This window comes from Rhodococcus sp. P14 (assembly GCF_000256505.1).
Classification (GTDB): Bacteria; Actinomycetota; Actinomycetes; order Mycobacteriales; family Mycobacteriaceae; genus Rhodococcus; species Rhodococcus ruber.
In genome coordinates this window covers 1-22,539 of the sequence record NZ_AJFC01000390.1, presented here as the reverse complement: position 1 = coordinate 22,539, position 22,539 = coordinate 1, and the positions used below count along the sequence as shown (strand labels likewise).

General features: G+C 70.6%; 21 protein-coding genes. 1 reads left to right on the top strand and 20 read right to left on the bottom strand.

What is annotated here, in order from left to right; translation table 11 throughout:
• Positions 1–107: 107 nt before the first annotated feature.
• Complete coding sequence (locus tag OEY_RS0127050) at positions 108–905, top strand: peptidylprolyl isomerase (protein WP_228287157.1); 798 nt, start codon at positions 108–110, stop codon at positions 903–905.
• A gap of 29 nt (positions 906–934) precedes the next feature.
• Here OEY_RS0127050 and OEY_RS0127045 read toward each other — a convergent pair whose 3' ends face one another.
• From OEY_RS0127045 to OEY_RS0126950, 20 genes are all read right to left on the bottom strand, one after another.
• Positions 935–3,241 (bottom strand): RelA/SpoT family protein, encoded by a 2,307-nt coding sequence (locus OEY_RS0127045; protein ID WP_026137911.1) that lies wholly within the window; start codon positions 3,239–3,241, stop codon positions 935–937.
• 91 nt (positions 3,242–3,332) lie between these two features.
• Complete coding sequence (locus OEY_RS0127040) at positions 3,333–3,890, bottom strand: adenine phosphoribosyltransferase (protein WP_010596851.1); 558 nt, start codon at positions 3,888–3,890, stop codon at positions 3,333–3,335.
• Positions 3,887–5,632, bottom strand: coding sequence for an ABC transporter substrate-binding protein (locus OEY_RS0127035; protein WP_010596850.1), 1,746 nt, complete (start codon positions 5,630–5,632; stop codon positions 3,887–3,889). Before OEY_RS0127035 ends, OEY_RS0127040 begins: the two co-directional genes overlap by 4 nt.
• A gap of 1 nt (position 5,633) precedes the next feature.
• Positions 5,634–6,836, bottom strand: a complete 1,203-nt coding sequence (gene secF / locus OEY_RS0127030) for a protein translocase subunit SecF (RefSeq protein ID WP_225223261.1) — start codon at positions 6,834–6,836, stop codon at positions 5,634–5,636.
• A 2-nt stretch (positions 6,837–6,838) separates the two neighbouring features.
• Positions 6,839–8,578 (bottom strand): protein translocase subunit SecD, encoded by a 1,740-nt coding sequence (gene secD / locus OEY_RS0127025; RefSeq protein ID WP_010596848.1) that lies wholly within the window; start codon positions 8,576–8,578, stop codon positions 6,839–6,841.
• Positions 8,579–8,762: 184 nt separating this feature from the next.
• Positions 8,763–9,101 (bottom strand): preprotein translocase subunit YajC, encoded by a 339-nt coding sequence (gene yajC / locus OEY_RS0127020; RefSeq protein ID WP_010596847.1) that lies wholly within the window; start codon positions 9,099–9,101, stop codon positions 8,763–8,765.
• Positions 9,102–9,218: 117 nt separating this feature from the next.
• A complete protein-coding gene (ruvB, locus tag OEY_RS0127015; protein ID WP_010596846.1) occupies positions 9,219–10,313 on the bottom strand; it encodes a Holliday junction branch migration DNA helicase RuvB in 1,095 nt (364 codons plus the stop codon).
• Positions 10,310–10,903, bottom strand: coding sequence for a Holliday junction branch migration protein RuvA (gene ruvA, locus OEY_RS0127010; protein ID WP_010596845.1), 594 nt, complete (start codon positions 10,901–10,903; stop codon positions 10,310–10,312). Before ruvA ends, ruvB begins: the two co-directional genes overlap by 4 nt.
• Complete coding sequence (gene ruvC, locus OEY_RS0127005) at positions 10,900–11,478, bottom strand: crossover junction endodeoxyribonuclease RuvC (RefSeq protein WP_017681352.1); 579 nt, start codon at positions 11,476–11,478, stop codon at positions 10,900–10,902. The genes ruvA and ruvC overlap by 4 nt, the downstream gene beginning before the upstream one ends.
• Positions 11,479–11,579: 101 nt before the next feature.
• Positions 11,580–12,332 carry a YebC/PmpR family DNA-binding transcriptional regulator gene (locus OEY_RS0127000; RefSeq protein ID WP_010596843.1) on the bottom strand — a complete coding sequence of 251 codons (753 nt, stop codon included), beginning with the start codon at positions 12,330–12,332 and terminating at the stop codon, positions 11,580–11,582.
• A 64-nt stretch (positions 12,333–12,396) separates the two neighbouring features.
• Positions 12,397–13,017 (bottom strand): pyridoxal 5'-phosphate synthase glutaminase subunit PdxT, encoded by a 621-nt coding sequence (gene pdxT, locus OEY_RS0126995; protein WP_026137913.1) that lies wholly within the window; start codon positions 13,015–13,017, stop codon positions 12,397–12,399.
• A 111-nt stretch (positions 13,018–13,128) separates the two neighbouring features.
• Complete coding sequence (locus OEY_RS0126990; protein ID WP_010596841.1) at positions 13,129–13,944, bottom strand: acyl-CoA thioesterase; 816 nt, start codon at positions 13,942–13,944, stop codon at positions 13,129–13,131.
• 117 nt (positions 13,945–14,061) lie between these two features.
• The gene (gene pdxS / locus OEY_RS0126985) at positions 14,062–14,964 is read right to left on the bottom strand and encodes a pyridoxal 5'-phosphate synthase lyase subunit PdxS (RefSeq protein ID WP_010596840.1); all 903 of its coding nucleotides are present in this window, start codon (positions 14,962–14,964) and stop codon (positions 14,062–14,064) included.
• 171 nt (positions 14,965–15,135) lie between these two features.
• Complete coding sequence (locus tag OEY_RS0126980; RefSeq protein WP_010596839.1) at positions 15,136–16,155, bottom strand: NUDIX hydrolase; 1,020 nt, start codon at positions 16,153–16,155, stop codon at positions 15,136–15,138.
• A 40-nt stretch (positions 16,156–16,195) separates the two neighbouring features.
• Positions 16,196–17,323, bottom strand: coding sequence for a glycosyltransferase family 4 protein (locus OEY_RS0126975; protein WP_010596838.1), 1,128 nt, complete (start codon positions 17,321–17,323; stop codon positions 16,196–16,198).
• Positions 17,320–18,225, bottom strand: coding sequence for a phosphatidylinositol mannoside acyltransferase (locus OEY_RS0126970; protein WP_010596837.1), 906 nt, complete (start codon positions 18,223–18,225; stop codon positions 17,320–17,322). The genes OEY_RS0126975 and OEY_RS0126970 overlap by 4 nt, the downstream gene beginning before the upstream one ends.
• Positions 18,222–18,902 (bottom strand): phosphatidylinositol phosphate synthase, encoded by a 681-nt coding sequence (pgsA, locus tag OEY_RS0126965; RefSeq protein WP_010596836.1) that lies wholly within the window; start codon positions 18,900–18,902, stop codon positions 18,222–18,224. Before pgsA ends, OEY_RS0126970 begins: the two co-directional genes overlap by 4 nt.
• Positions 18,903–19,014: 112 nt before the next feature.
• On the bottom strand, positions 19,015–19,563 hold the full coding sequence (locus tag OEY_RS0126960; RefSeq protein ID WP_010596835.1) for an HIT family protein: 549 nt from the start codon (positions 19,561–19,563) through the stop codon (positions 19,015–19,017).
• Positions 19,560–21,641 (bottom strand): threonine--tRNA ligase, encoded by a 2,082-nt coding sequence (gene thrS, locus OEY_RS0126955; RefSeq protein WP_010596834.1) that lies wholly within the window; start codon positions 21,639–21,641, stop codon positions 19,560–19,562. Before thrS ends, OEY_RS0126960 begins: the two co-directional genes overlap by 4 nt.
• Before the next feature lie 139 nt (positions 21,642–21,780).
• Positions 21,781–22,347 (bottom strand): DUF742 domain-containing protein, encoded by a 567-nt coding sequence (locus OEY_RS0126950; RefSeq protein WP_010596833.1) that lies wholly within the window; start codon positions 22,345–22,347, stop codon positions 21,781–21,783.
• Between the last annotated feature and the right edge of the window lie 192 nt (positions 22,348–22,539).

The window sequence follows — 22,539 nt, the reverse complement described above, 5'->3', positions numbered from 1 at the left end:
CGCGTTCCGCAACGCCCCGCCCACCCGCCGGTGAGCGGGGCGTTCGCGTCCCCGCCGCGGGCAGGGGTCTGTCGGTTTGTGACGGGATCGTCTACTGTGCCGTGTCTGTGACCTCTGGTACCTCCATCGCTGTGCGTGCGGCCCTGAGCGTGGCCGTGGCACTCGCGACCGCAGCGTGTGCCGCGTCCGCGACCGCGCCCGCCCCTGCCGCGCTGCGGGCGACGACGACCGCTACGGTCGCCGGTCCCGCCGGGTTCGACCCGTCCGCCTATGCCGCTCTGCCGCCGCGTCCCGAACCGGGTGCCGCCACGGTCACCTGCACGTATCCTGCCGCCGGACCGGCGGCGCGGACGGCGACCATGCCCGGATCGACGTCCGTGCCTGCGACCGGAACGGTGGAGCTCACGCTGACGACCTCCGCGGGACCGGTCCCGTTGGTTCTCGAGCGCGCCGCAGCCCCGTGCGCGGTGCACAGCTTCGCCGGTCTCGCGCGGCAGGGCTTCTTCGACGGGACGCAGTGTCATCACGTGACGGACGAACCGGGCATGCAGATGCTCCGGTGCGGCGATCCGAGCGGATCCGGGGTGGGCGGGCCCGGCTACACGTTCGCCGACGAGTACCCCGTCACGGTCGTCCGCGGGGAGAACGGCTATCTGCCCGCCCCGGTCGTGTATCCACGCGGCACCGTCGCGATGGCAGGCGCCGGGCACCGGGACAGCAACGGCAGCCAGTTCCTGCTCGTCTTCGGCGACTCGCTGCTCCATCCGCAGTACTCGGTGTTCGGTACCGTCGCCGAACCGGGCCTGCCGGTGCTCGAGGAGGTCGCCGCGGCCGGCAACGACGGCTCGAGCCCGCTCGGCGGCGGGCGCCCCCTCGCTCCGCTCGTCATCACCGACGTGGGATGAGACGCGACCGGCGCGGCCCCGGAACCGGCCTACGCCGCGGAGGTCACCCTGTACACGTCGTAGACGCCCTCCACGTTGCGGACGACGTTGAGGACGTGGCCCAGATGCTTGGGGTCTCCCATCTCGAAGGTGAAGCGGCTCACCGCGACCCGGTCGCCCGTCGTGGTCACCGACGCCGACAGGATGTTCACCTTCTCGTCGGCGAGGGCCTTCGTGACATCCGAGAGCAGCCGGTGCCGGTCCAGCGCCTCGATCTGGATGGCCACGAGGAACACCGACGACGGCGACGGTGCCCACTCGACGTCGATGATCCGCTCGGCCTGCTGCTGCAGGGATCCGGCGTTGGTGCAGTCGGTGCGGTGCACGCTCACCGAGCCGGTACGGGTGACGAAGCCCATGATCTCGTCGCCGGGTACCGGGGTGCAGCACTTGGCCAGTTTCGACACCGTGCCCGGGGCGCCGGGCACGAGGATGCCGGAGTCGCCGCTCTGCCGGGACCGGGTCGGAATGGACGACGGCGTGGCCCGCTCCGCGAGTTCCTCCTCGACCCCACCGACCCCGCCGAGGAGCGCGACGAGACGCTGCACGACGTGGTGCGCCGAGACATGGTGCTCCCCGACCGCGGTGTAGAGCGCCGATACGTCGGCGTACCGCAGTTCCTTTGCCACCGCCTGCATCAGGTCCGCGTTCATCAGGCGCTGCAGCGGCAACCCGACGCGCTTGACCTCCTTGCCGATGGCGTCCTTGCCGGTCTCGAGCGCCTCCTCGCGGCGTTCCTTCGCGAACCACTGCCGGATCTTGGCCTTCGCACGCGGCGAGACCACGAAGGACTGCCAGTCGCGGCTCGGCCCGGCGTTGGGATCCTTGGAAGTGAAGACCTCGACGACCTCGCCGTTCTCGAGTTTGCGCTCGAGCGCGACGAGCCGGCCGTTGACCCGTGCGCCGATGCAGCGGTGCCCCACCTCGGTGTGCACGGCGTACGCGAAGTCCACCGGGGTCGACCCGGACGGCAACGTGATCACGTCCCCCTTGGGGGTGAAGACGAAGATCTCCTTCACCGCGAGGTCGTAACGCAGCGACTCGAGGAACTCGCCGGGGTCGGCGGCCTCACGCTGCCAGTCGAGCAACTGCCGCATCCACGCCATGTCGTCGAGTTCGGCGGCGTCGCCCGAGTGCTTGCCCTTGGTCTCCTTGTACCGCCAGTGCGCGGCGATGCCGAACTCGGCGGTGCGGTGCATCTCCCGGGTCCGGATCTGCACCTCGAGCGGCTTGCCCTCGGGGCCGATCACCGTGGTGTGCAGCGACTGGTACACCCCGAACCGCGGCTGGGCGATGTAGTCCTTGAAGCGGCCTGCCATCGGCTGCCACAGCGAGTGCACGACACCCACTGCGGCGTAGCAGTCGCGGATCTCGTTGCACAGGATTCGCACGCCGACCAGGTCGTGGATGTCGTCGAAGTCGCGGCCCTTGACGATCATCTTCTGGTAGATCGACCAGTAGTGCTTCGGCCGGCCCTCGACGGTGGCCTCGATCCGCGACGCCGAGAGCGTCGAGTTGATCTCCGCGCGGACCTTGGCCAGGTAGGTGTCGCGCGACGGCGCCCGGGTGGCGACGAGCCGGACGATCTCTTCGTACTTCTTCGGATGCAGGATCGCGAAGGACAGGTCCTCGAGTTCCCACTTGACCGTGGCCATGCCGAGACGGTGCGCGAGCGGAGCGATCACCTCGAGGGTCTCGCGTGCCTTGCGGGCCTGCTTCTCCGGCGGCAGGAAGCGCATGGTGCGCATGTTGTGCAGTCGATCGGCGACCTTGATCACCAGGACCCGGGGGTCGCGTGCCATCGCGATGATCATCTTGCGGATGGTCTCGCCCTCGGCCGCGGTGCCGAGCACCACCTTGTCCAGTTTGGTGACACCGTCGACGAGGTGGGCGACCTCCTCGCCGAACTCGGCGGTGAGTTGTTCGAGGCTGTAGCCGGTGTCCTCGACGGTGTCGTGCAGCAGCGCCGCGATCAGCGTCGTGGTGTCCATGCCGAGTTCGGCGAGGATCGTCGCGACCGCGAGGGGGTGGGTGATGTACGGGTCACCGGACTTGCGCTTCTGCGACGCGTGCCGCTCCTCCGCCACGTCGTAGGCGCGCTGCAGCTCCGACAGGTCGGCTTTCGGGTACAGCTCGCGATGGATCGTGACCAGCGGCTCGAGCACCGGCTTGAGGTTGGTGCTGCGCTGCCCGGTGATGCGGCGCGCCAGCCTGGCCCGCACCCGGCGGGACGCCGAGGTGGATGCCGAGGTCGGGGTCGGACCGGAGTTCTGGGACCGATCAAGATTCTGGGTCATGCCCACACCTCCCGTCGCCGATGCACACCGGGCGTACCGTCGCGCATTCCTCGTCGTCCGGAACCACCGGCACCTGCGCCAACTCTAGCTCTCAGAGCCGGACCAATGACGTCACCGGGTACTTTTCCAGCCGCGCGCGCCCGCCGAGAACCTCGATCTCGGTGACCACGGCCACCGCGACGACGAGAGCGCCGGCCGCGTCGAGCAACTCCGCCGTCGCCGAGAGGGTGCCGCCGGTCGCCAGCACGTCGTCGACGACGAGTACCCGTCGGCCGCGCAGCCGAACCGAATCCTGCGGAATCTCGATCGCCGCGGTGCCGTACTCGAGCGAGTACTCGCGGGTGTTCACCGGCGGGGGCAGCTTGCCGGCCTTGCGCACCGCGAGGACGCCGGTGCCCAGTGCGTGGGCGATCCCGCCGCCGAGCAGGAAGCCGCGGGCGTCGACCCCGGCCACCAGTTCCGCATCGGGTGCGGTGGCGGCCAGCGCCGCGATCACCGCCCCGAACGCCTCGCCGTCGGCGAAGACCGGGGTCAGGTCGGCGAAGCGGACCCCGGGTGTCGGGAAGTCGTCGACCCAGCGGGTGTGGGCGGTGACCGCTGTGGCGGCACGGTCCATCAGCGCGTGCGCTCCGGCGGGAAGGCTGCTCATCGGTTGAGGATCCACCTGTCCATGTTCCAGCCCGCACCGGCGGCGCTGGCGTTGACGACGGCGGCACGAAGGCCGCCGGCGAAGGTCGTCTCCCGGGGCTGCGCGTACAGCGGCAGGGTCGGCATCTCGGTCCACAGGATCGTCTCGGCCTCGCCGACCAGGCCGGAAATCGTGGCGTCGTCGGTGGTCACGGCGAGGGCATCGAGGATCCGGTCGACTCGGGCATCGGCGAAGCGACCGACGTTGGCGCCGGCGGCGGAGTTGAGGGAACCGCGGGCGTCCTGCATGTCGGCCGTGCCGCCCGCGCCCGCGGCGGCGGCGGTCCCGGCCAGTACGGCGTCGACCTGACCCGCCGCGAGCTGCGACGGCGTGAACGTGTCGGAGGCGGCGTCGACCACCTCGATGCCGGCCTCGCGACAGGACTGGGCGATCAGTTCGACGGTGCGGGCGCGGCGCGGGTCGGGACCGAGGTACCCGATCCGCACGGTGATGCGGTCCGTCCCGGCCGCGGCGAGCTCGGCCTGCGCCGCGGTCGTGTCCGCCTCGTCGTAGCGGGCCGCGGGCCCGGACACACCCGGGTACAGGGGCGAGTCGGCGGGCAGCAGCCGCGACGAGGTGGTCCCGGAACCGAGACCGGTGGCGGGGACGTCCCCGACCCGGCCGAACTCGTCGAACAACTGCGACCGGGGCACGCACAGCGCGAACGCCCGGCGCGCGGCGGGGGCGCCGAGGCTCCCGCCCTCGGTGCCCAGCACGAGCTGTTCGACGTTGCGCGAGGCCGTGTCCGTCGTTTCCGCGTCGTCGCCGAGCGACAGGTCCAGGGCTCCGGTGGCGGCGTCGACGACGTGGACGCGGCCGTCGGAGGCGGCTGCGGCGGCGTCGGTGCCGCGCGGCCACACCACGATCCGGTCGGTGCCGGGCTTGTTGCCCCACCAGCGCTCGTTCGCGACGAGGACGAGTCCGTCCTCGACGGTGAACGACTCGATCCGGTAGGGACCCGAGGCCGGCAGCAGCGACAGATCCACCGCGCCCGGGGTCAGGTTCCATCCCGTGTTCCAGAAGTCGGCGAGCCGGCGCAGCGCCTCGACGTCGCCGCCGCCGATTGCGGCGACCACGTCGGGCACCCCCGAGACGCGGGCCGCGACGTGCGCAGGCATCAGTTCGGTGGCGCCGAACAGGGCCCGCCAGTCGGCGTAGGCGCGGCCTGCGCGGAAGACGACGGTGGCGTCCTTGGATCCGGTCTGGCAGTCGATCCGTTCGATGTCGACATAACCCGAGCGTCGCGCGGCGGCAAACAGGTTCTCCGCTGCTCCCGACGCGTCGGGAGCGGTGAATCGCCCACTGGCGGCCGCCCAGGTCAGCACCAGGTCGTCGCACGACATCGGCACCCCGTCCGAGTACACGGAGTCCGGGGACAGCCGGTACTGGACGGTCAGCGGGTCCTGCGCGACGACGGTGGCCGTCCCGATGTCGGTGTCGGAGATCACCTGGCCGGCCGGATCGACGTAGCCGAACCCGGGCAGCACACGGGCCAGGGCCTGCCGGGCTCCCGAGGCGGCGCCGTCGACGGTGTTGGCGTTGTAGGTGGTGACCGTGTTGTCGAGTGCGTACCCGATGGAGGGCAGAGACTCCTCCGTCGTGCCGCAGGCCACGATCGTCGCGGCGAGTGCTGCTGCAGCAGCCGTCGCCGCAAGTGCCGCGCGGACCGACCGGCGGCGCCGGGTGTGCTCGGGTGCCGACATGTCAGTGCCTTCTCTTGGCGCGCTTCCCGGTGGGGCGGACCCCCGGTCTGGGGGTGCGTTCGGCCACCCGGGGAGCACCGGCACCCGCCGTCGTGGCCACCGCGCCGCGCTCGGTCACGGACATCGGTGCCGCAGCGGCGTGCGCGCCGACGGTCTTCTCACCGGACGGCACCGAACGCGACTGCGCGGCGTCGCGCTTGGCCAGCACTTTGCGGGTGTGCGCCGCCACCGGCCCGCGCCACTCCTTGAGCGTCACCAGCAGCGGCGTCGCGAAGAAGATCGACGAGTAGGCGCCGACCACGATGCCGACCAGCTGGACGAGGGCGAGGTCCTTGAGGGTGCCGACGCCGAGCAGCCACACCGCGATCACCATCAGCGCGAGCACCGGCAGCACCGAGATGACGGTGGTGTTGATCGACCGCATGAGGGTCTGGTTGACGGCGAGGTTGGCCTGCTCGGCGTAGGTCCGTCGATGCAGGTGCAGAATGCCGCGGGTGTTCTCCTCGACCTTGTCGAACACCACCACGGAGTCGTACAGCGAGAAGCCGAGGATGGTGAGCAGGCCGATGACGGTGGCCGGGGTGACCTCGAAGCCGACGAGGGAGTACACCCCCGCGGTCACGATCATGTCGAAGAACAGCGCGGCCAGCGCCGCGAGTGCCATGTCCCGCTCGTAGCGCACCGCGATGTAGATGCTGACGAGCACCAGGAACACCGCGAGTGCGATGAGGGCCTTCTGGGTGATCTGTCCGCCCCACGTCTCGCTGACGTCGGCGACGCTGATCGCGTCGCGCGACGGCACGCCGTCGGGCCCGGTGGGCTGGAACTCGTCGTAGAGCGCGTTCTGCAGCGCCCGGACCTGTTCCAGGTCGAGGGCTTCCGACCGGATCTGGATGGAGGCGCCGGCGCCGGACCCGACGGTCTGCACCGATTCGGGTTCCGCGCCGAGGGTGTCGGAGTACACCGTCTCCACCTGTTCGGTGGTGACGCCCTCGGCGGCCGGGAGCTGGATGCGGGTGCCGCCCTCGAAGTCGATGCCCCAGGTGAAACCGCGGATCAGCATGCTCAGCAGCGCCACCAGCACGATGGCGCCGGTGAGCAGATAGTAGAACTTGCGGCGGCCGACGATCTCGAACGCGCCCGTGCCGGTGTAGAGGCGCGAGAGGGTGCTGTGCCGGGGTGCGGTCGTGGTGGTGTCGGTCATCGTCACGCCTCCTTCGCCGAGGCAGCCGCGAGCTGGCGCTCACGGGCGACCTGCTGAATGGCGCCGAGACCGTTCACGCTCGGCTTGGACCAGAACTTCGACTTCGACGCGAGGTGCACCAGCGGCCAGGTCACGAGGAACACGACCACGACGTCGAGGATGGTGGTCAGACCCAGCGTGAACGCGAAGCCACGGACCTGGCCGACCGCGAGGATGTAGAGCACCGCGGCCGCGATGAAGCTCACGGCGTTGCCGGACAGGATGGTCCGGCGGGCCCGCGCCCAGCCGCGGGGCACGGCGGAGCGGAAGCTGCGTCCTTCACGGATCTCGTCCTTGATGCGTTCGAAGAAGACCACGAACGAATCGGCGGTCATGCCGATACCGATGATCAGGCCGGCGATGCCCGCGAGATCGAGGGTGAAGTTGATGTAGCGGCCGAGCAGCACCATCACCGCGTACACGGCGAGGCCGGACATCACCAGCGACAGCGCGACGAGTACCCCGAGCATGCGGTAGTACACGAGGCTGTAGATCAGCACCAGGAGCAGTCCGACGACGCCGGCGATCAGCCCGGCCTCGAGGGACGCCAGACCGAGGGTTGCGGACACCGTCTCGGCCTCCGACGCCGCGAAGGACAGGGGCAGCGAGCCGTACTTGAGGGTGTTGGCGAGCTCGGTGGCCTCGGTGTTGCTGAAGTTGCCGGTGATGGAGGTTGCGCTTCCGGCGGGGGTGGCGCCTTGGATGACGGGCGCACTGACCACCTTGGAGTCGAGGACGAACGCAGCCTGCTGGCCGATGTTGGCGGCGGTGAACTGCGCCCAGGTGCTGCTGCCCTCGGAGTCGAACGTCAGGCTGACCTCGTAGCGGGACTGCTGGGAGTTGTAGCCGGCGGACGCGTCGGTGATCTGCTGACCGTCGATGATGCTCGGGCCGAGCAGATAGACGGCGGTGCCGTCGGTGGAGCAGGCCACCAGCGGCTTGGCCGGATCGTCGTTGCCGGCAAGCGGGTCGGCGGCCGAGCAGTCCAAGTTGGCCATCGCCTCCTGCAGGACGGCCGGGTCCTCGCTCTGCCGCGTCTCCTTCGCCGCCGCGATGTCCGCGGCCGCCCGGGCCTGCGGGTCGAGGTCCTCCGCGGGAGCGGGGGCCGGGGTGTCCGTGGCGGGTGCCGGGGTGCCGGTCTCCGGGCTGTCGGGGGTCGGGGTGTCGGGGGTCGGGGTGTCGGTGGGATCCTGCGCCGGGAACGGCCGGCCTTGCGGTTCCGGTGCGGCCGGTTCCGGGGCGGGCGTCGCGGCGCCGGGTGCCGGCGTCCCGGGAACGGGAGCCGGGGAGTCCGCGGGCGCGGGCTGAGCGGAGTTCGCGCTCGCAATGGGCTGGCCGATCACGGGCCGGATGTACAGGCGCGCGGTCTGACCGAGGGTCCGGGCCTGCGAGCTGTCGTCGCCGGGCACCGTGATCACCAGGTTGTCCCCGTCGATGACGACCTCGGAACCGGACACGCCGAGACCGTTCACGCGGGTCTCGATGATCTGCTGGGCCTGCCGGAGACTGTCCTGGCTGGGCGCACTGCCGTCCGGGGTGCGGGCGGTGAGGGTTACTCGGGTGCCGCCCTGCAGGTCGATGCCGAGCTTCGGCGTCGCCGATTTGTCCCCGGTGAAGAAGATCAGTGCATACAGCGCCACCAGGATCGCCCCGAACAGGGCGAGGGAGCGAACTGGATGCACCGATCCGTTGGAAGGTGCCACGGTCTGTCAGTCTCCTCGATGCGAGTGAGTGATGCGCTGGTCACGGGGCCATCGCACCCGTCGGGCGCGGCCCCCGCCCGGCCCGCACATCGGCCGGGATGTCGACCGGGCAGAGTCCGGCCGTTCGGTGCTCGGTTCTTCGGTGCTCGGTTGTTCGGTGCTCGGTTCTTCAGTGCTCGGTTCTTCAGTGCTCGGTCGGCCGCCCGGCCGGCGGCTCGGTGTCGTCGCCCTTGTCGAGCGAGAGTCCACCGGTCTCGTCCGCCGAGCCTTGATCGGTGATCCGCTCACGGACCACGACCCGGGCCCAGGTGGTCACCACGCCGGGTGCGATCTCGAGCTCCACGGTGGTGTCGGTGAGCGCGGTGATGGTGGCGTGCAGTCCCGCCGTGGTCATCACCCGGTCGCCGACCTGCAACGCATCCTGCAGTTCCGCGGTCTTCTGCATCTCCTTCTTCTGGCGCCGGATGCCGAGGAAGGTCGGCACCAGCAGGGCAAGGATCAGCAGCGGGAAGAGCAGTTCCATCGTTGAAGTCAGTCCTCGAAGTCGTCCGGCATCGGGCGCCGGTCGTCGCGGACCGGCGCAGTAGACCAGTGTGCCATTACCGGCGCGGCTGCTGTACCGGCGCCGGTGGCGGAGCGGTCAGTCGTCGTCGAACAGGCCGGGCTGCGGTTCGCGGGCCCGCACCTCGATGCCGCCGGTTGCGGCCTCCGGCGGCGGGGTCAGCCCGAGTTGCAGCCACGCCGCCTGGGTCGCGACCCGCCCGCGCGGGGTACGCGCGATCATGCCCGCCCGCACCAGAAACGGCTCGCACACCTCCTCGACGGTGCCGGGCTCCTCACCGACGGCTACCGCGAGGGTGGACACGCCCACCGGTCCGCCCCCGAAACTTCGGACGAGCGCGCCCAGCACGGCCCGGTCGAGTCGGTCCAGGCCGAGCGCATCGACGTCGTAGACGGCGAGGGCGGCCCGGGCGATCTCGCGGGTGATGACGCCGTCGGCGCGGACCTCGGCGTAGTCGCGGACCCGTCGCAGCAGCCGGTTGGCGATGCGCGGGGTGCCGCGGGAACGGCCGGCGATCTCGGCGCTCGCCTCCTCGCCCAGGTCGATGCCGAGGATGCGGGCCGAGCGGAGCAGGATCTGCTGTAGCTCCGCCGGTTCGTAGAAGTCCATGTGCGCGGTGAAGCCGAACCGGTCGCGCAGCGGGCCGGTCAGCGCCCCGGAACGGGTCGTGGCTCCGACGAGGGTGAACGGGGCCACCTCGAGGGGGATCGACGTCGCACCCGGACCCTTGCCGACGACGACGTCGACGCGGAAGTCCTCCATCGCCAGGTACAGCATCTCCTCGGCGGGACGCGCGATGCGGTGGATCTCGTCGATGAACAGCACGTCCCCCTCGACGAGGTTGGACAGCATCGCGGCCAGGTCGCCGGCCCGTTCCAGGGCGGGGCCCGACGTCAGCCGCAGCGACGACCCGAGTTCGGCGGCGATGATCATGGCCATCGACGTCTTGCCCAGGCCCGGTGGGCCGGACAGCAGGATGTGGTCGGGGGTGCCGCCGCGCAGCTTCGCCCCGCGCAGCACCAGCTGCAGCTGTTCCCGCACCCGGGGCTGGCCGATGAAGTCGTCGAGATTCTTGGGCCGCAGACTCGCCTCGACGTCGCCGTCGCCGGCGGTGTACTCGGCGGTCATCGGAGCCTCGTCCGAGGCTCCCTCGGTGGGAAAGTCCTCGATCATCGGCTCTTGCCCAGCAGAGCCAGCGCCGACCGCAGCGCGGTCGAGGTGTCGGCGTGCGGGTCACCTGCGAGAACCGTGTCGGTGGACTGTTCCGCCTGCTTGACGGGGAAACCGAGCCCGACGAGAGCCTCGACCACCTGGTCCCGCATCGGTGAGCCGACCACCGCCGTCGGGGCGGAGGCGCCGGCGTACGCCGCCACCTTGTCCCGTAGTTCGACGACCATGCGTTCGGCGCCGCGTTTGCCGATGCCCGGGACCCGGGTCAGGGCAGCGGTGTTGCCGTCGGCGAGGGCCGCACGCAACGAGTCCGGATCGAGCACCGCGAGGGTGGCCATCGCGAGTCGGGGTCCGACACCGGAGACCGTCTGCAGCAACCCGAACAGGTCCCGGGCGTCGGGATCGGGGAACCCGTACAGCGTCATCGAGTCCTCGCGCACGATCATCGCCGTGACCAGGCGGGTGTCCTCGCCACGACGGAGCGTGGCGAGGGTGGCGGGCGTGGCGTGGATCCGGTAGCCGACCCCCGCGGATTCGATGACGACGTGGTCGAGGGCGATCTCGAGCACTTCCCCGCGCACCGAGGCGATCACCGTGCACCTGCCTTCCGCGCGGCGGCCTGTTCCCGCAGCCGCGCCTCGTACCGTCGTTTCTGTTCGGCCGCGGCGGCTTCGGCGGCGGCCATGCGCGCGAGCATGGGCGCACGCCAGCAGTGGCAGATCGCCAGGGCGAGGGCGTCCGCGGCGTCCGCGGGCTTCGGGGCGGCGGCGAGGCCCAGGATCTTGGTGACCATCGCCGTGACCTGCTTCTTGTCGGCCGAGCCGTTTCCGGTCACCGCGGACTTGACCTGGCTCGGGGTGTGGAAGGCCACCGGGATGCCGCGCCGGGCGGCGGAGAGCGCCACCACTCCCCCCGCCTGGGCGGTGCCCATCGCGGTACGGACGTTGTGCTGGGAGAACACCCGCTCGACGGCGACGACCTCGGGTTCGAAGCGGTCGAGCCACTCCTCGGCGGCCGTGGAGATGCACAGCAGCCGGGACGGCAGGTCCATCTCGGGAGGTGTGCGGATGACATCCACTGCGACGGCAGCGACCTCGCGCCCGCGACCGGTGTCCACGATGCCGAAACCACATCGCGTCAGTCCCGGGTCCACACCCATCACGCGCACCCGTTCACCTCTCGACCGCTACGAACAACTGTTCGAGAGCATAGCGGCCGGGGCGGCGCGTCGCGGTACCGACACGCAGCCCCGGCCGGGAGCCGTCCGACTCAGGCGTCGAGTTCGGCGAGGACCTCGTCGGAGACGTCGACGTTGGTGTAGACGTTCTGCACGTCATCGGAATCCTCGAGCGCGTCGACGAGCTTGAACACCTTGCGGGCGCTCTCCGCGTCGACGGGCACCTCGACCGAGGCCCGGAAGTCCGGATCGGCCGATTCGTAGTCGATTCCCGCCTCGACGAGCGCGGTGCGCACGGCGATGAGGTCGCCCGCCTCGGAGACGATCTCGAAGCTGTCGCCGAGGTCGTTGATCTCCTCGGCACCGGCCTCGAGCACCACCTCGAGAATCTCGTCCTCGGTGCGGCCGTTCTTCTCGAGCACGACGACACCCTTGCGGGTGAACAGGTACGACACCGAACCGGGGTCGGCCATGTTGCCGCCGTTGCGGGTCATCGCGGTGCGGACCTCGCCCGCCGCGCGGTTGCGGTTGTCGGTGAGGCACTCGATGAGGACGGCGACGCCACTGGGGCCGTAGCCCTCGTAGGTGATCGTCTGCCAGTCCGCGCCGCCGGCTTCCTCACCGGCGCCACGCTTGCGGGCCCGCTCGATGTTGTCGTTGGGGACCGAGCTCTTCTTCGCCTTCTGGATGGCGTCGTACAGCGTCGGATTGCCCGCCGGGTCACCACCGCCGGTCCGGGCCGCCACCTCGATGTTCTTGATCAGCTTCGCGAACATCTTGCCGCGCTTGGCGTCGATGGCCGCCTTCTTGTGCTTGGTGGTGGCCCATTTGGAGTGGCCGCTCATTCGATTGGAGCCCCTTCCGGCGAGGTGAGGTCGGACCGGGTCCGACTGGTTCGGAGGGTCGATTCTACTCCGCGAGCAGTGACCCCGAACGGACGGTGTCGACGAACAGCCGGTGCACCCGGAGGTCACCGGTGACCTCCGGGTGGAACGACGTCGCCATCACGGCGCCCTGGCGCACGGCGACGACCCGTCCGGCGGCCGGCCCCTCCGGGACGGTGGCCAGAACTTCCACGCCGGGGCCGACCTCTTCCACCCAGGGGGCCCGGATGAACACCGCACGCACCGGGTCGCCCTCGATGCCCGCGACGGTGAGGTCGGCCTCGAACGAGTCGACCTGGCGACCGAAGGCGTTGCGTCGGACCGTGATGTCGAGGGCGTCGAGATGCTCGGCGTCCGGACGGGTGTCGAGGACCTGCGAGGCGAGCAGGATCATCCCGGCGCAGGATCCGTACGCGGGCAGCCCGGCCTTCAGGCGCGCACGCAGCGGCTCGAGGAGGTCGAACACCTGCAACAGCCGGCTCATGGTGGTGGACTCCCCACCGGGGATCACCAGGCCGTCGACGGCGTCGAGCTCGCCGGGCCGGCGCACGCCGATCGCGCGGGCGCCGGCCGCTTCGAGTGCGGTCAGGTGCTCGCGGACGTCGCCTTGGAGAGCGAGCACGCCGATGGTCGGAGAACTTTCCACTGTCGCCTGTTCTGTCGGGGACGGGCAACGCCCGCCCGGAACCTGGACGTCCACGCTAGCAGCCGGGCCGAGGTGCCCCGGCTCACGGACCGGGAACCGGGCACCCGCTCATCAACGCAGGTAGCGGGTCAATCCCTCTTGTACCACCGCGGCGACCATGCGCCCGTTCCGGTCGAAGATGCGTCCCTGTGTCAGGGCCCGCCCGAAGCCGGCCGACGGGGAGGTCTGGTCGTACAGCAACCAGTCGTCGGCGCGGAAGGAGCGCAGGAACCACATGGCGTGGTCGAGGGAGGCGCCCTGGGTCTTCTCGTCGGGATGCGCGACGCTCGCGGAACCGAGCAACGTCATGTCGCTCATGTACGCCAGGGTGCACACGTGCAGCACGTTGTCGTCCGGGAGCGGGTCCCGGACCCGGAACCACACCTGCTGCTGGGACACGATGCCGGTGCGCCGGAAGATGCGGTCCTCCGGCACCCGCCGCAGGTCCCACTCGGGCCATTCCCGCCTGGCCCACTCGTTTCCGGGGTCCTCCGAGTCCGCGAGGCCGGAGAGTTCCTCGGGATCCGGCACCGGGGGCATCTCGTCCTGGTGCTCGATGCCCTCGTCCTGGACGTGGAACGATGCGGACATGGTGAAGATCGCCTGCCCGTCCTGAACGGCAGTCACCCGCCGGGTGCCGAACGACCGGCCGTCGCGGATCGGGTCGACGAGATACACGATCGGCTTCGCCGGGTTACCGGGACGGACGAAGTATCCGTGCAACGAATGCACCGAGTACGCCGGATCGACGGTGCGCACCGCGGACACCAGCGCCTGCCCGGCGACCTGGCCCCCGAAGGTGCGTTGCAGCGACGTCTCCGTCGCCACGCCCCGGAAGATGTTCTTCTCGAGATGTTCGAGCGCCAGGATCTCCTCGATCTTCGCCATGCGGGCTCCTTCCCAGTCCTGCGACAGGCTAGCGGCAGGTGCCCGGAACGGAGCGACGGGAGCCTCCGACACGGTGGAGGCTCCCGTCGCACCCGGGAAAGCCGGCGGTCGTGCGGGTCACCAGCCTCGCTCGGCGAGGCGGTGCGGCACCGGGATGTCGTCGACGTTGATGCCGACCATGGCCTCGCCCAGGCCGCGCGAGACCTTCGCGAGCACGCCCGGGTCGTCGTAGAAGGTGGTGGCCTTGACGATCGCGGCGGCACGCTCGGCCGGGTTGCCGGACTTGAAGATGCCCGAACCGACGAACACGCCCTCGGCGCCGAGCTGCATCATCATCGCCGCGTCCGCCGGGGTGGCGATGCCCCCGGCCGTGAACAGGGTCACCGGCAGCTTGCCGGCCTGGGCGACCTCGACGACCAGGTCGTACGGGGCCTGCAGTTCCTTGGCCGCGACGTACAGCTCGTCCTCCGGCAGGGAGGTCAACCGCCGGATCTCCTGCCGGATCTTCCGCATGTGGGTGGTGGCGTTGGAGACGTCGCCGGTGCCGGCCTCACCCTTGGAACGGATCATCGCCGCGCCCTCGTTGATCCGGCGCAGCGCTTCACCGAGGTTGGTGGCGCCGCACACGAACGGCACGGTGAACGCGAACTTGTCGATGTGGTTCTCGTAGTCGGCGGGAGTGAGCACCTCCGACTCGTCGATGTAGTCCACGCCGAGGGCCTGCAGGATCTGCGCCTCGACGAAGTGACCGATACGCGCCTTGGCCATCACGGGGATGGACACGGCCTCGATGATGCCTTCGATCATGTCCGGGTCGGACATGCGGGACACGCCTCCCTGGGCGCGGATGTCGGCGGGGACGCGCTCGAGCGCCATGACGGCGACGGCACCCGCGTCCTCGGCGATCTTCGCCTGCTCGGGGGTGACCACGTCCATGATCACGCCGCCCTTGAGCATCTCGGCCATGCCGCGCTTGACGCGGGCGGTACCGGTGGTGGGGACGGACTCGGGGCTGCTCACAGCAACAAACTCCTGGGGTATGGCCTGCAGAGACTGGCGCGGCGGACGGATTCGGGCACGTCACGACGCCGCTCCCGATTCTAGGTGCGGCCGGACGGCCGTCCCATAGCCAGTCGCGAGGCCCTGGCCTGCCTCGCGGGCATCGACACGGCCTGCCTCGAGCGCCGCAGCTCACCGGATGGCACGAACCTCCGGTTCCACGCGGCGTACGGCGACGTCACGCGCCTCGCCCAGCAGATCGGCGAGATCCTGCGGGTACACGGCCTCCCCGCGTCGCTGCAGGTCCCGGATCTCGTTCTCGGCGAACCAACGGTGTTCGAGGCTCATGCGGCGCTCGAGGTCCGTGAATCCGCTGCTCCCCGGTTCGAAGGCGGGCGTCTGCAGGGCGAAGAACAGCTCCTCCGAACGGATGAGTTCCCCGTTGAAGGGGAATACCGCCACTCGGCGCCACAGGGGTCCGCACAGTTGCCCGGGCGCGACCGGCAGACCGGTCTCCTCCCCTACCTCGCGGGCCGCGGCCGCGCGCAACGTCTCCCCCACCTCGACGGCGCCGCCGACGGTGAACCAGAAGTGCACGTCCGGCGTGGTCGGGTCGTGGCCGCGCAGCAGCAACACCCGCCCCTCGTGGTCGAACAGCACGACCCGCGCCGAGGTGCGCGTCTCGTCGAGCGACAGGCCCGTCGCGGCAGCCGGGCCGGTGCGCTCGGTGATCTCGAAGTAGGTGGGCAACGGCGCCGTGCCACCGAGGTGCAGCCACCGGACCGGACGGCGGGCACGCAATGCCAGGGTGTCGCGGACGGCGTCGTTGTGGAATCGGCGGGCGATCAGCACCCGCGCCTCGGCGTCGGCGAGTTCGGCCACCAGCTGCGGTCGGAGCCGCTCGGTGTCGACCGCGGCCACGGCGGCCGACAGCGTGTTCTCCGCCGACTCCCGTTCGGCACGGTCCGCCCGCTCGGCACGGTCGGCCAGGGCGGCCAGCCGGCGGCCTTCGGCGACCGGGACGGAGGCCGCGATCCCGCGCACCACCACGGCGCGGCGAGCCAGGGCGGCGTCGAGCGCCTGCCAGGAGAGGTCCGACCGCACGTGCAGCCGGTCCAGCCGGTTGGCCGTGCCGTACGCCCACAGCCCGAGCGCGACGACGAGCGCGGTGACCAGCGCGAGGACGAGTACGGTCAGCGCGGACAGCGTCACGTCCCACTCCCCTCACGCGGCGGCGTCGCCCGGCTGCATGTCACGACCGGACCTCGCGGACCGGCCCGGCCCCGACCGTGACGGTCTCGTATACGCGCAGGATCTGCTCGGCCACCACCGGCCAGTCGTACGCGCCGACGATCTCGTTCGCCGCCTCCACGAGGGCGCGGCGCCGGGCTGCGTCGTCGAGCAGGCCGCGGATCGAAGCGGCGAGCGCCGCCGAGTCGCCCACCGGGACGAGTACGCCGGCGCGGCCGTCGCGCAGCACCCGGCGGAACGCGTCGAGTTCGCTGGCCACTACCGCGGTACCGGCGGCCATCGCCTCCACGAGCACGATGCCGAAGCTCTCCCCACCGAGGTTGGGGGCGCAGTAGACGTCGGCGCTGCGCATGGCCGAGGCCTTCTCCGCGTCGGACACCTGGCCGAGCAGCCGCAGGTGCCGTGCGTGCGGTCCGGCCTCCTTGCGCAGCCGTTCCTCGTCCCCGCGGCCGACCACGAGGACCTGCAGGTCCGGGTAGTGCTCGACGAGCAGGGGCAGCGCGCCGAGCAGCACCCCCATGCCCTTACGCGGTTCGTCGTACCGGCCGAGGAACAGCACGGTGCGGCCGGCGCGGGGATACCCGGGCAACGCGGGGGCGTGCGCGAACGACGACACGTCGACTCCGTTGGGGATCTCCACGGCGTCGGAGCCGAGGGAGGTCACCTGCCAGCGGCGGGCGAGCTCGGACACGGCGATGCGACCGCTGATCTTCTCGAGATACGGCTGCAGCACACCTTGGAACGTGCTCAGTACCAGCGACTTGGTCGTCGAGGTGTGGAAGGTCGCGACGATGGGCCCTTCCGCGATCTTCAGGGCGAGCATCGACAGGCTCGGGGCGTTGGGCTCGTGGATGTGCAGGACGTCGAAGTCGTTGTCGTTGATCCATCGCCGGACCCGCGCGTAGGACACGGGGCCGAAGCTCAGACGTGCCACGGACCCGTTGTAGGGGATGGCGACGGCGCGTCCGGCGGAGACGACGAAGTCGGGCAGTTCCGTGCGGTCGGATGCCGGAGCGAGGACACTGACCCGGTGGCCGCGTTCGATGAGCACGGTCGCCAGGTCCACGACGTGCGCCTGCACCCCGCCCGGTACGTCGAACGAGTACGGGCACACCATGCCGATCTTCACCGCGCCTCCATCCGGGCCAGGCGGGCCTCGGAGAGGTCGTCGAGCCAGAGCGGTTGCAGCATGTGCCAGTCCGCCGGGTGTTCGGCGATGTCCGCGGCGAAGCAGTCGGCCAGCGCCTGGGTCGCCGGTCCGATCCCGCCGGTGACGTCGATCTCGGGATGGACCCGGAAACCCCAGCCGTCGTCGGTGAACCAGCAGTGCACCGGCAGCAGGGGCGCCCCGGTCTCGACGGCCAGCTTCGCCGGGCCGGCGGGCATGCGGGTGGGCTCACCGAAGAACGTGACCGGCACGCCCCTGCGGGCCAGGTCGCGTTCGCCGAGCAGGCAGACGATCCGGTTCTCGCGCAACCGGGTCTCGAGCCGGTCGAACGGCGGGGTCTCACCGCCGCTGAGGGGGAAGATCTCGAAGCCGAGGCTTTCGCGGTACGCGACGAACCGCTGGTAGAGCGATTCCGGGCGCAGGCGTTCGGCCACCGTGGACAGTCCGCCGTAGGTCTGCGTGCACCACACACCGGCCATGTCCCAGTTCCCGCTGTGCGGCAGGGCGAGAATTGCACCGCGCCCGGTTGCCAGGGCCTGTTCGATGTGTTCGCGGCCCTCGACGGCGTCGTCGAGTGCCGCAGCCGTCGCGGCGAGGTCCATGGAGGGCAGCCGGAACGCCTCCCGCCAGTACCGGGCGTAGGACCGCAGGGACTGTCGGATCAGCTCGTCCGGGACCTGCGCCGCGGGCACACCCAGGACGCGGGCCAGGTTGCGGCGCAACTGCTGCGGGCCGGCGCCGCGACGGGCGGCGTACTCGGCCCCGACGTCGAACAGCCGGCGCGCAGTGGACTCGGGCAGCGCCCGCACGAGCCGCCATCCCGCGGCGTAGCCGAGGTCGGAGGCGCGTTCCGTCACGCTCATCGGGCGTCTCCGTCGGCCGGGGCCGACGACGGTGCTCCGTCGGCCGGAGTCGACGACGGCAGGGGCAGCAGCTCGCGGGCCTCCGGGGAGCGCCGCACCGCGAGCACCCGCTGGAACACGGTGATCACCGAACCGGCGGCGAGCAGCCACATTGCGGCGTGGATCGCCCACCACAGGCCGAGCCCGGTGAAGCCGGCGCCGACCAGGACGATGACGAGCCGGTCGGGACGTTCGATCAAGCCGCCGTCGGCGGACAGGCCGCTCGCTTCCGCGCGGGCCTTGGCATAGGAGATGACCTGGGAGGTGACGAGGCAGATGAGGGTGGCGACCAGCAGCGGCCGGCTCTGTTCCTCGTAGACCGCCCACCAGGCGAGCCCGGCGAAGATCGCACCGTCGGCGACCCGGTCACAGGTGGCGTCGAGGACCGCGCCGAAGCGGGTGCCGCCACCTCGGGCCCGCGCCATGGCGCCGTCGAGCATGTCGAACATCACGAACAGCCCGATCACCATCGCACCCCAGAACAACTGCCCCATCGGGAACAGCGTCACGGCGGCGGCGATCGTGGCGACGGTGCCGATCAGTGTCACCGCGTCCGGCGTGAGGCCGGTGCGGATCAGGGCCCTGCCGAGCGGCGCGGTGACCTTCGACACCGACGCACGCCCGAAGAAGCTGAGCATCCCACCGACCCCCGTCTTTCGTCACATCGTTGCGTCCGGGACACGATCCTGCCATGCCTGCGAACGGCGACAACCATATAGTCGCGGGGACGGCGTTCGGTTCGGGCCGGTGTCAGTCGTTCCAGGCCGCAGCGAGCAACGCGCGGGTGTCGCGCAGCAGCTGCGGCATGACCTTGGCGCCGCCGAGAACGGTGATGAAGTTGGCGTCGCCACCCCACCGCGGCACCACGTGCAGGTGCAGGTGCTCGGCGAGTGAGCCCCCGGCGGCGGCCCCGAGGTTGAGCCCCACGTTGAAGCCGTGCGGCCGCGAGACGCTCTTGATGACCAGGATCGCCCGCTGCGCGAACGACATCAGCTCGGTGCTCTCCTCGGGGGTGAGGTCCTCGAGGTTGGCGACCCGCCGGTACGGCACGACCATCAGATGGCCGGGGTTGTAGGGATACAGGTTGAGCACCGCGTACACGTGCTCGCCGCGCGCGACGACGAGGCCCTCCTCGTCCCGCATCTTCGGGATGTCGGTGAAGGGCTCGTAGGGCGCCTCCTTGGAGCGGGGCGCCTCCGCGATGTACGACATGCGGTGCGGGGACCACAGTCGCTGGAGGTGATCGGGTTCGCCGGCACCCCGATCGACGAGGGCGTCGTCGGAGCAGTCCCCGCTCATGCGGCGCCGCCGCGGTCGACGGGAGCGACGAGCTCCGCGGTGGGCGAGGCGTTCTCCCGCCGCTCGATCCACTCGGTCACCAGACGGACCGCGTCGGCCACGGGTACCCCGTTGACCTGCGTACCGTCGCGGAACCGGAAGCTGACCGCGCCGGCGGCGACGTCACGCTCGCCCGCGAGCAGCATGAACGGCACCTTCTGCGTGGTGTGGTTGCGGATCTTCTTCTGCATCCGGTCGTCGCTGGTGTCGACTTCGGCCCGCACCCCGGCGGCCTTCAACTGCCGGGTGACGTCGAACAGGTGATCCTCGAAGGCCTCCGCGACGGGAATCCCGACGACCTGGACGGGGGCGAGCCACGCCGGGAAGGCACCCGCGTAGTGCTCGGTGAGCACGCCGAAGAAGCGCTCGATCGAACCGAACAGGGCCCGGTGGATCATCACCGGCCGGTGCTTGCTGCCGTCGGGGCCGGTGTACTCGAGCTCGAATCGCTCGGGCAGGTTGAAGTCGAGCTGGATCGTCGACATCTGCCAGCTGCGCCCGAGCGCGTCCTGAACCTGGACGGAGATCTTGGGGCCGTAGAAGGCGGCACCGCCCGGATCCGGCACGAGATCGAGCCCGGAGGCCTCGCCGACCTCGCGCAGGGTCTCGGTGGCCTCCTCCCACAGGGCGTCGTCGCCGACGAACTTCTTGGGGTTCTTCGTCGACAGCTCGAGGTAGTAGTCCTCGAGGCCGTAGTCCTTGAGCAGGTCGAGGACGAAGTTCAGGGTCGTGGTCAGCTCGTCGCGCATCTGCTCGCGGGTGCAGTAGATGTGCGCGTCGTCCTGCGTCATGCCACGCACCCGGGTCAGACCGTGGACGACGCCGGACTTCTCGTACCGGTACACCGAGCCGAATTCGAACAGCCGCAGCGGCAGCTCGCGGTAGGACCGGCCGCGGGACCGGAAGACGAGGTTGTGCATCGGGCAGTTCATCGGCTTGAGGTAGTAGTCCTGGCCCGGCTTGCGCACGGTGCCGTCCTCGGCCAGTTCCTCGTCGATGTGCATCGCGGGGAACATGCCGTCGCGGTACCAGTCGAGATGGCCGGACACCTCGTAGAGGTGACCCTTCGTGATGTGCGGGGAGTACACGAACTCGTAGCCGGCCTCGACATGCCGCTTGCGGGAGTAGTTCTCCATCTCCTGGCGGATGATGCCGCCCTTGGGGTGGAACACCGGGAGGCCGGAGCCGAGCTCGTCGGGGAAGCTGAACAGGTCGAGCTCGTTGCCGAGCTTGCGGTGATCACGGCGCTCGGCCTCGGCGAGCAGCTCGAGGTAGCGCTCCTGCGCCTCCGCGGACTCCCACGCGGTGCCGTAGATGCGCTGGAGACCGGCATTGTCCTGGTCGCCGCGCCAATAGGCGGCGGAGCTGCGGGTGAGCTTGAACGCCGGGATGTACTTGGTGGTGGGGATGTGCGGACCGCGGCACAGATCGGCCCAGATCTTCTCGCCGGTGCGCGGATTGAGGTTGTCGTAGATCGTCAGTTCCTTGCCGCCGACCTCCATGATCTCGGGGTCCTCGTCCAGGGAGCTGTTTCCGGCCGACTTCTCGCTGATCAGCTCGAGCTTGAACGGCTCGTTCTTCAGTTCCTCGCGTGCGTCGTCCAGGCTCTCGACGACGCGGCGGGAGAACCGCTGCGCCCCCTTGACGATCTGCTTCATGCGCTTCTCGAGCTTCGTCAGGTCCTCGGGAGTGAAGGGGCGGTCGACCTGGAAGTCGTAGTAGAAGCCGTCCTTGATCGGGGGACCGATGCCGAGCTTGGCCTCGGGGAACTCCTGCTGCACCGCCTGGGCGAGGACGTGTGCCGCGGAGTGCCGGATGACGGAGCGGCCGTCCTCGGTGGCGGCGGCGACCGGCTCGACCTGGGTGTCCTGTTCCGGCGTCCACGACAGGTCCCGCAGCCGCCCCTCCTCGTCGCGGACCACGACGACCGCGTCGGGCCCGCTGTTGGGCAGGCCCGCCTCCCGGAGGGCGGCACCGGCAGTGGTCCCCGCGGGCACCCGGACGAGCACGGTGGGGTCTACGGATGCGGGCGTCGTCACTGTGGTGGGCTCCTCGGGCTCGTGCCGGTGATGGGTGCCGCCGACGCCGCGGGGTATGCCACGCGTCCGGCAACCAGACCATGCTATCGACACCACCCGGAACGGCAGTTCACCCGGGCACTGCCGGGCGTCGGGCGGGCTAGAGCCGACGCAGGCCGCCGAGGACCCGAGACAGCAACTGGGCGTCGGGTCCGAGTCCGTCGGCGGTGCGGTGGACGGTGAGTTCTCCCGTGGCGGCGAGATCTCCCACCAGGACACGTGCGACGCCCAGAGGCAGTCGGGCCAGGGCCGCGATCTCCATGATGGACCGCGGTTCGGCGCACAGCGCCAGGATGGTGCGGTGCTCCTCGAGACCCGCAGTTCCCTCGGCGTCGCTCACGGCGGAGACGAGGACCTCGAGCGGGAGATCCACCTCGGAGCGGGTCCGGCCCTGGCTGCGCACGAAGGGACGGACGAAGGAGGGCTGCTGCCCGATCGGTTCTTCCTCCCTCGTGGCCGCCGTGTGCCTCGGGACCGCGGGCATCGGCTGCGACGCGGGGACGGCGACGGCCGCGGAGGTCCCCGTGGTCGGGGCGTCCACCGCGGGCGTGGCCGCTCCGCGGTCGGCGGCGCCGGGTGCCGGGTGATCCTTGCGCCGGCGGCCGGCCGATCCGAATCGTGCTCCTGTGGCCCCGACCAGGGGCCAGTTGTTGTCGGCGACGCTCATCAGTCGCATCCTCCTCACACCGACCGCAATCCTGCCATCAGCGCAGCGCGGTTCGGTGAACGCGCAGGTCACCGCCGCTCCGTCGCCGACACGTTCCGGCCGGACGCGAACCGCGCCGGCCCGGAAACGACGAAGGGCACCCCGTGGGGTGCCCTTCGTCGGTGCTGTGGTCCCGGCTGGGATCGAACCAGC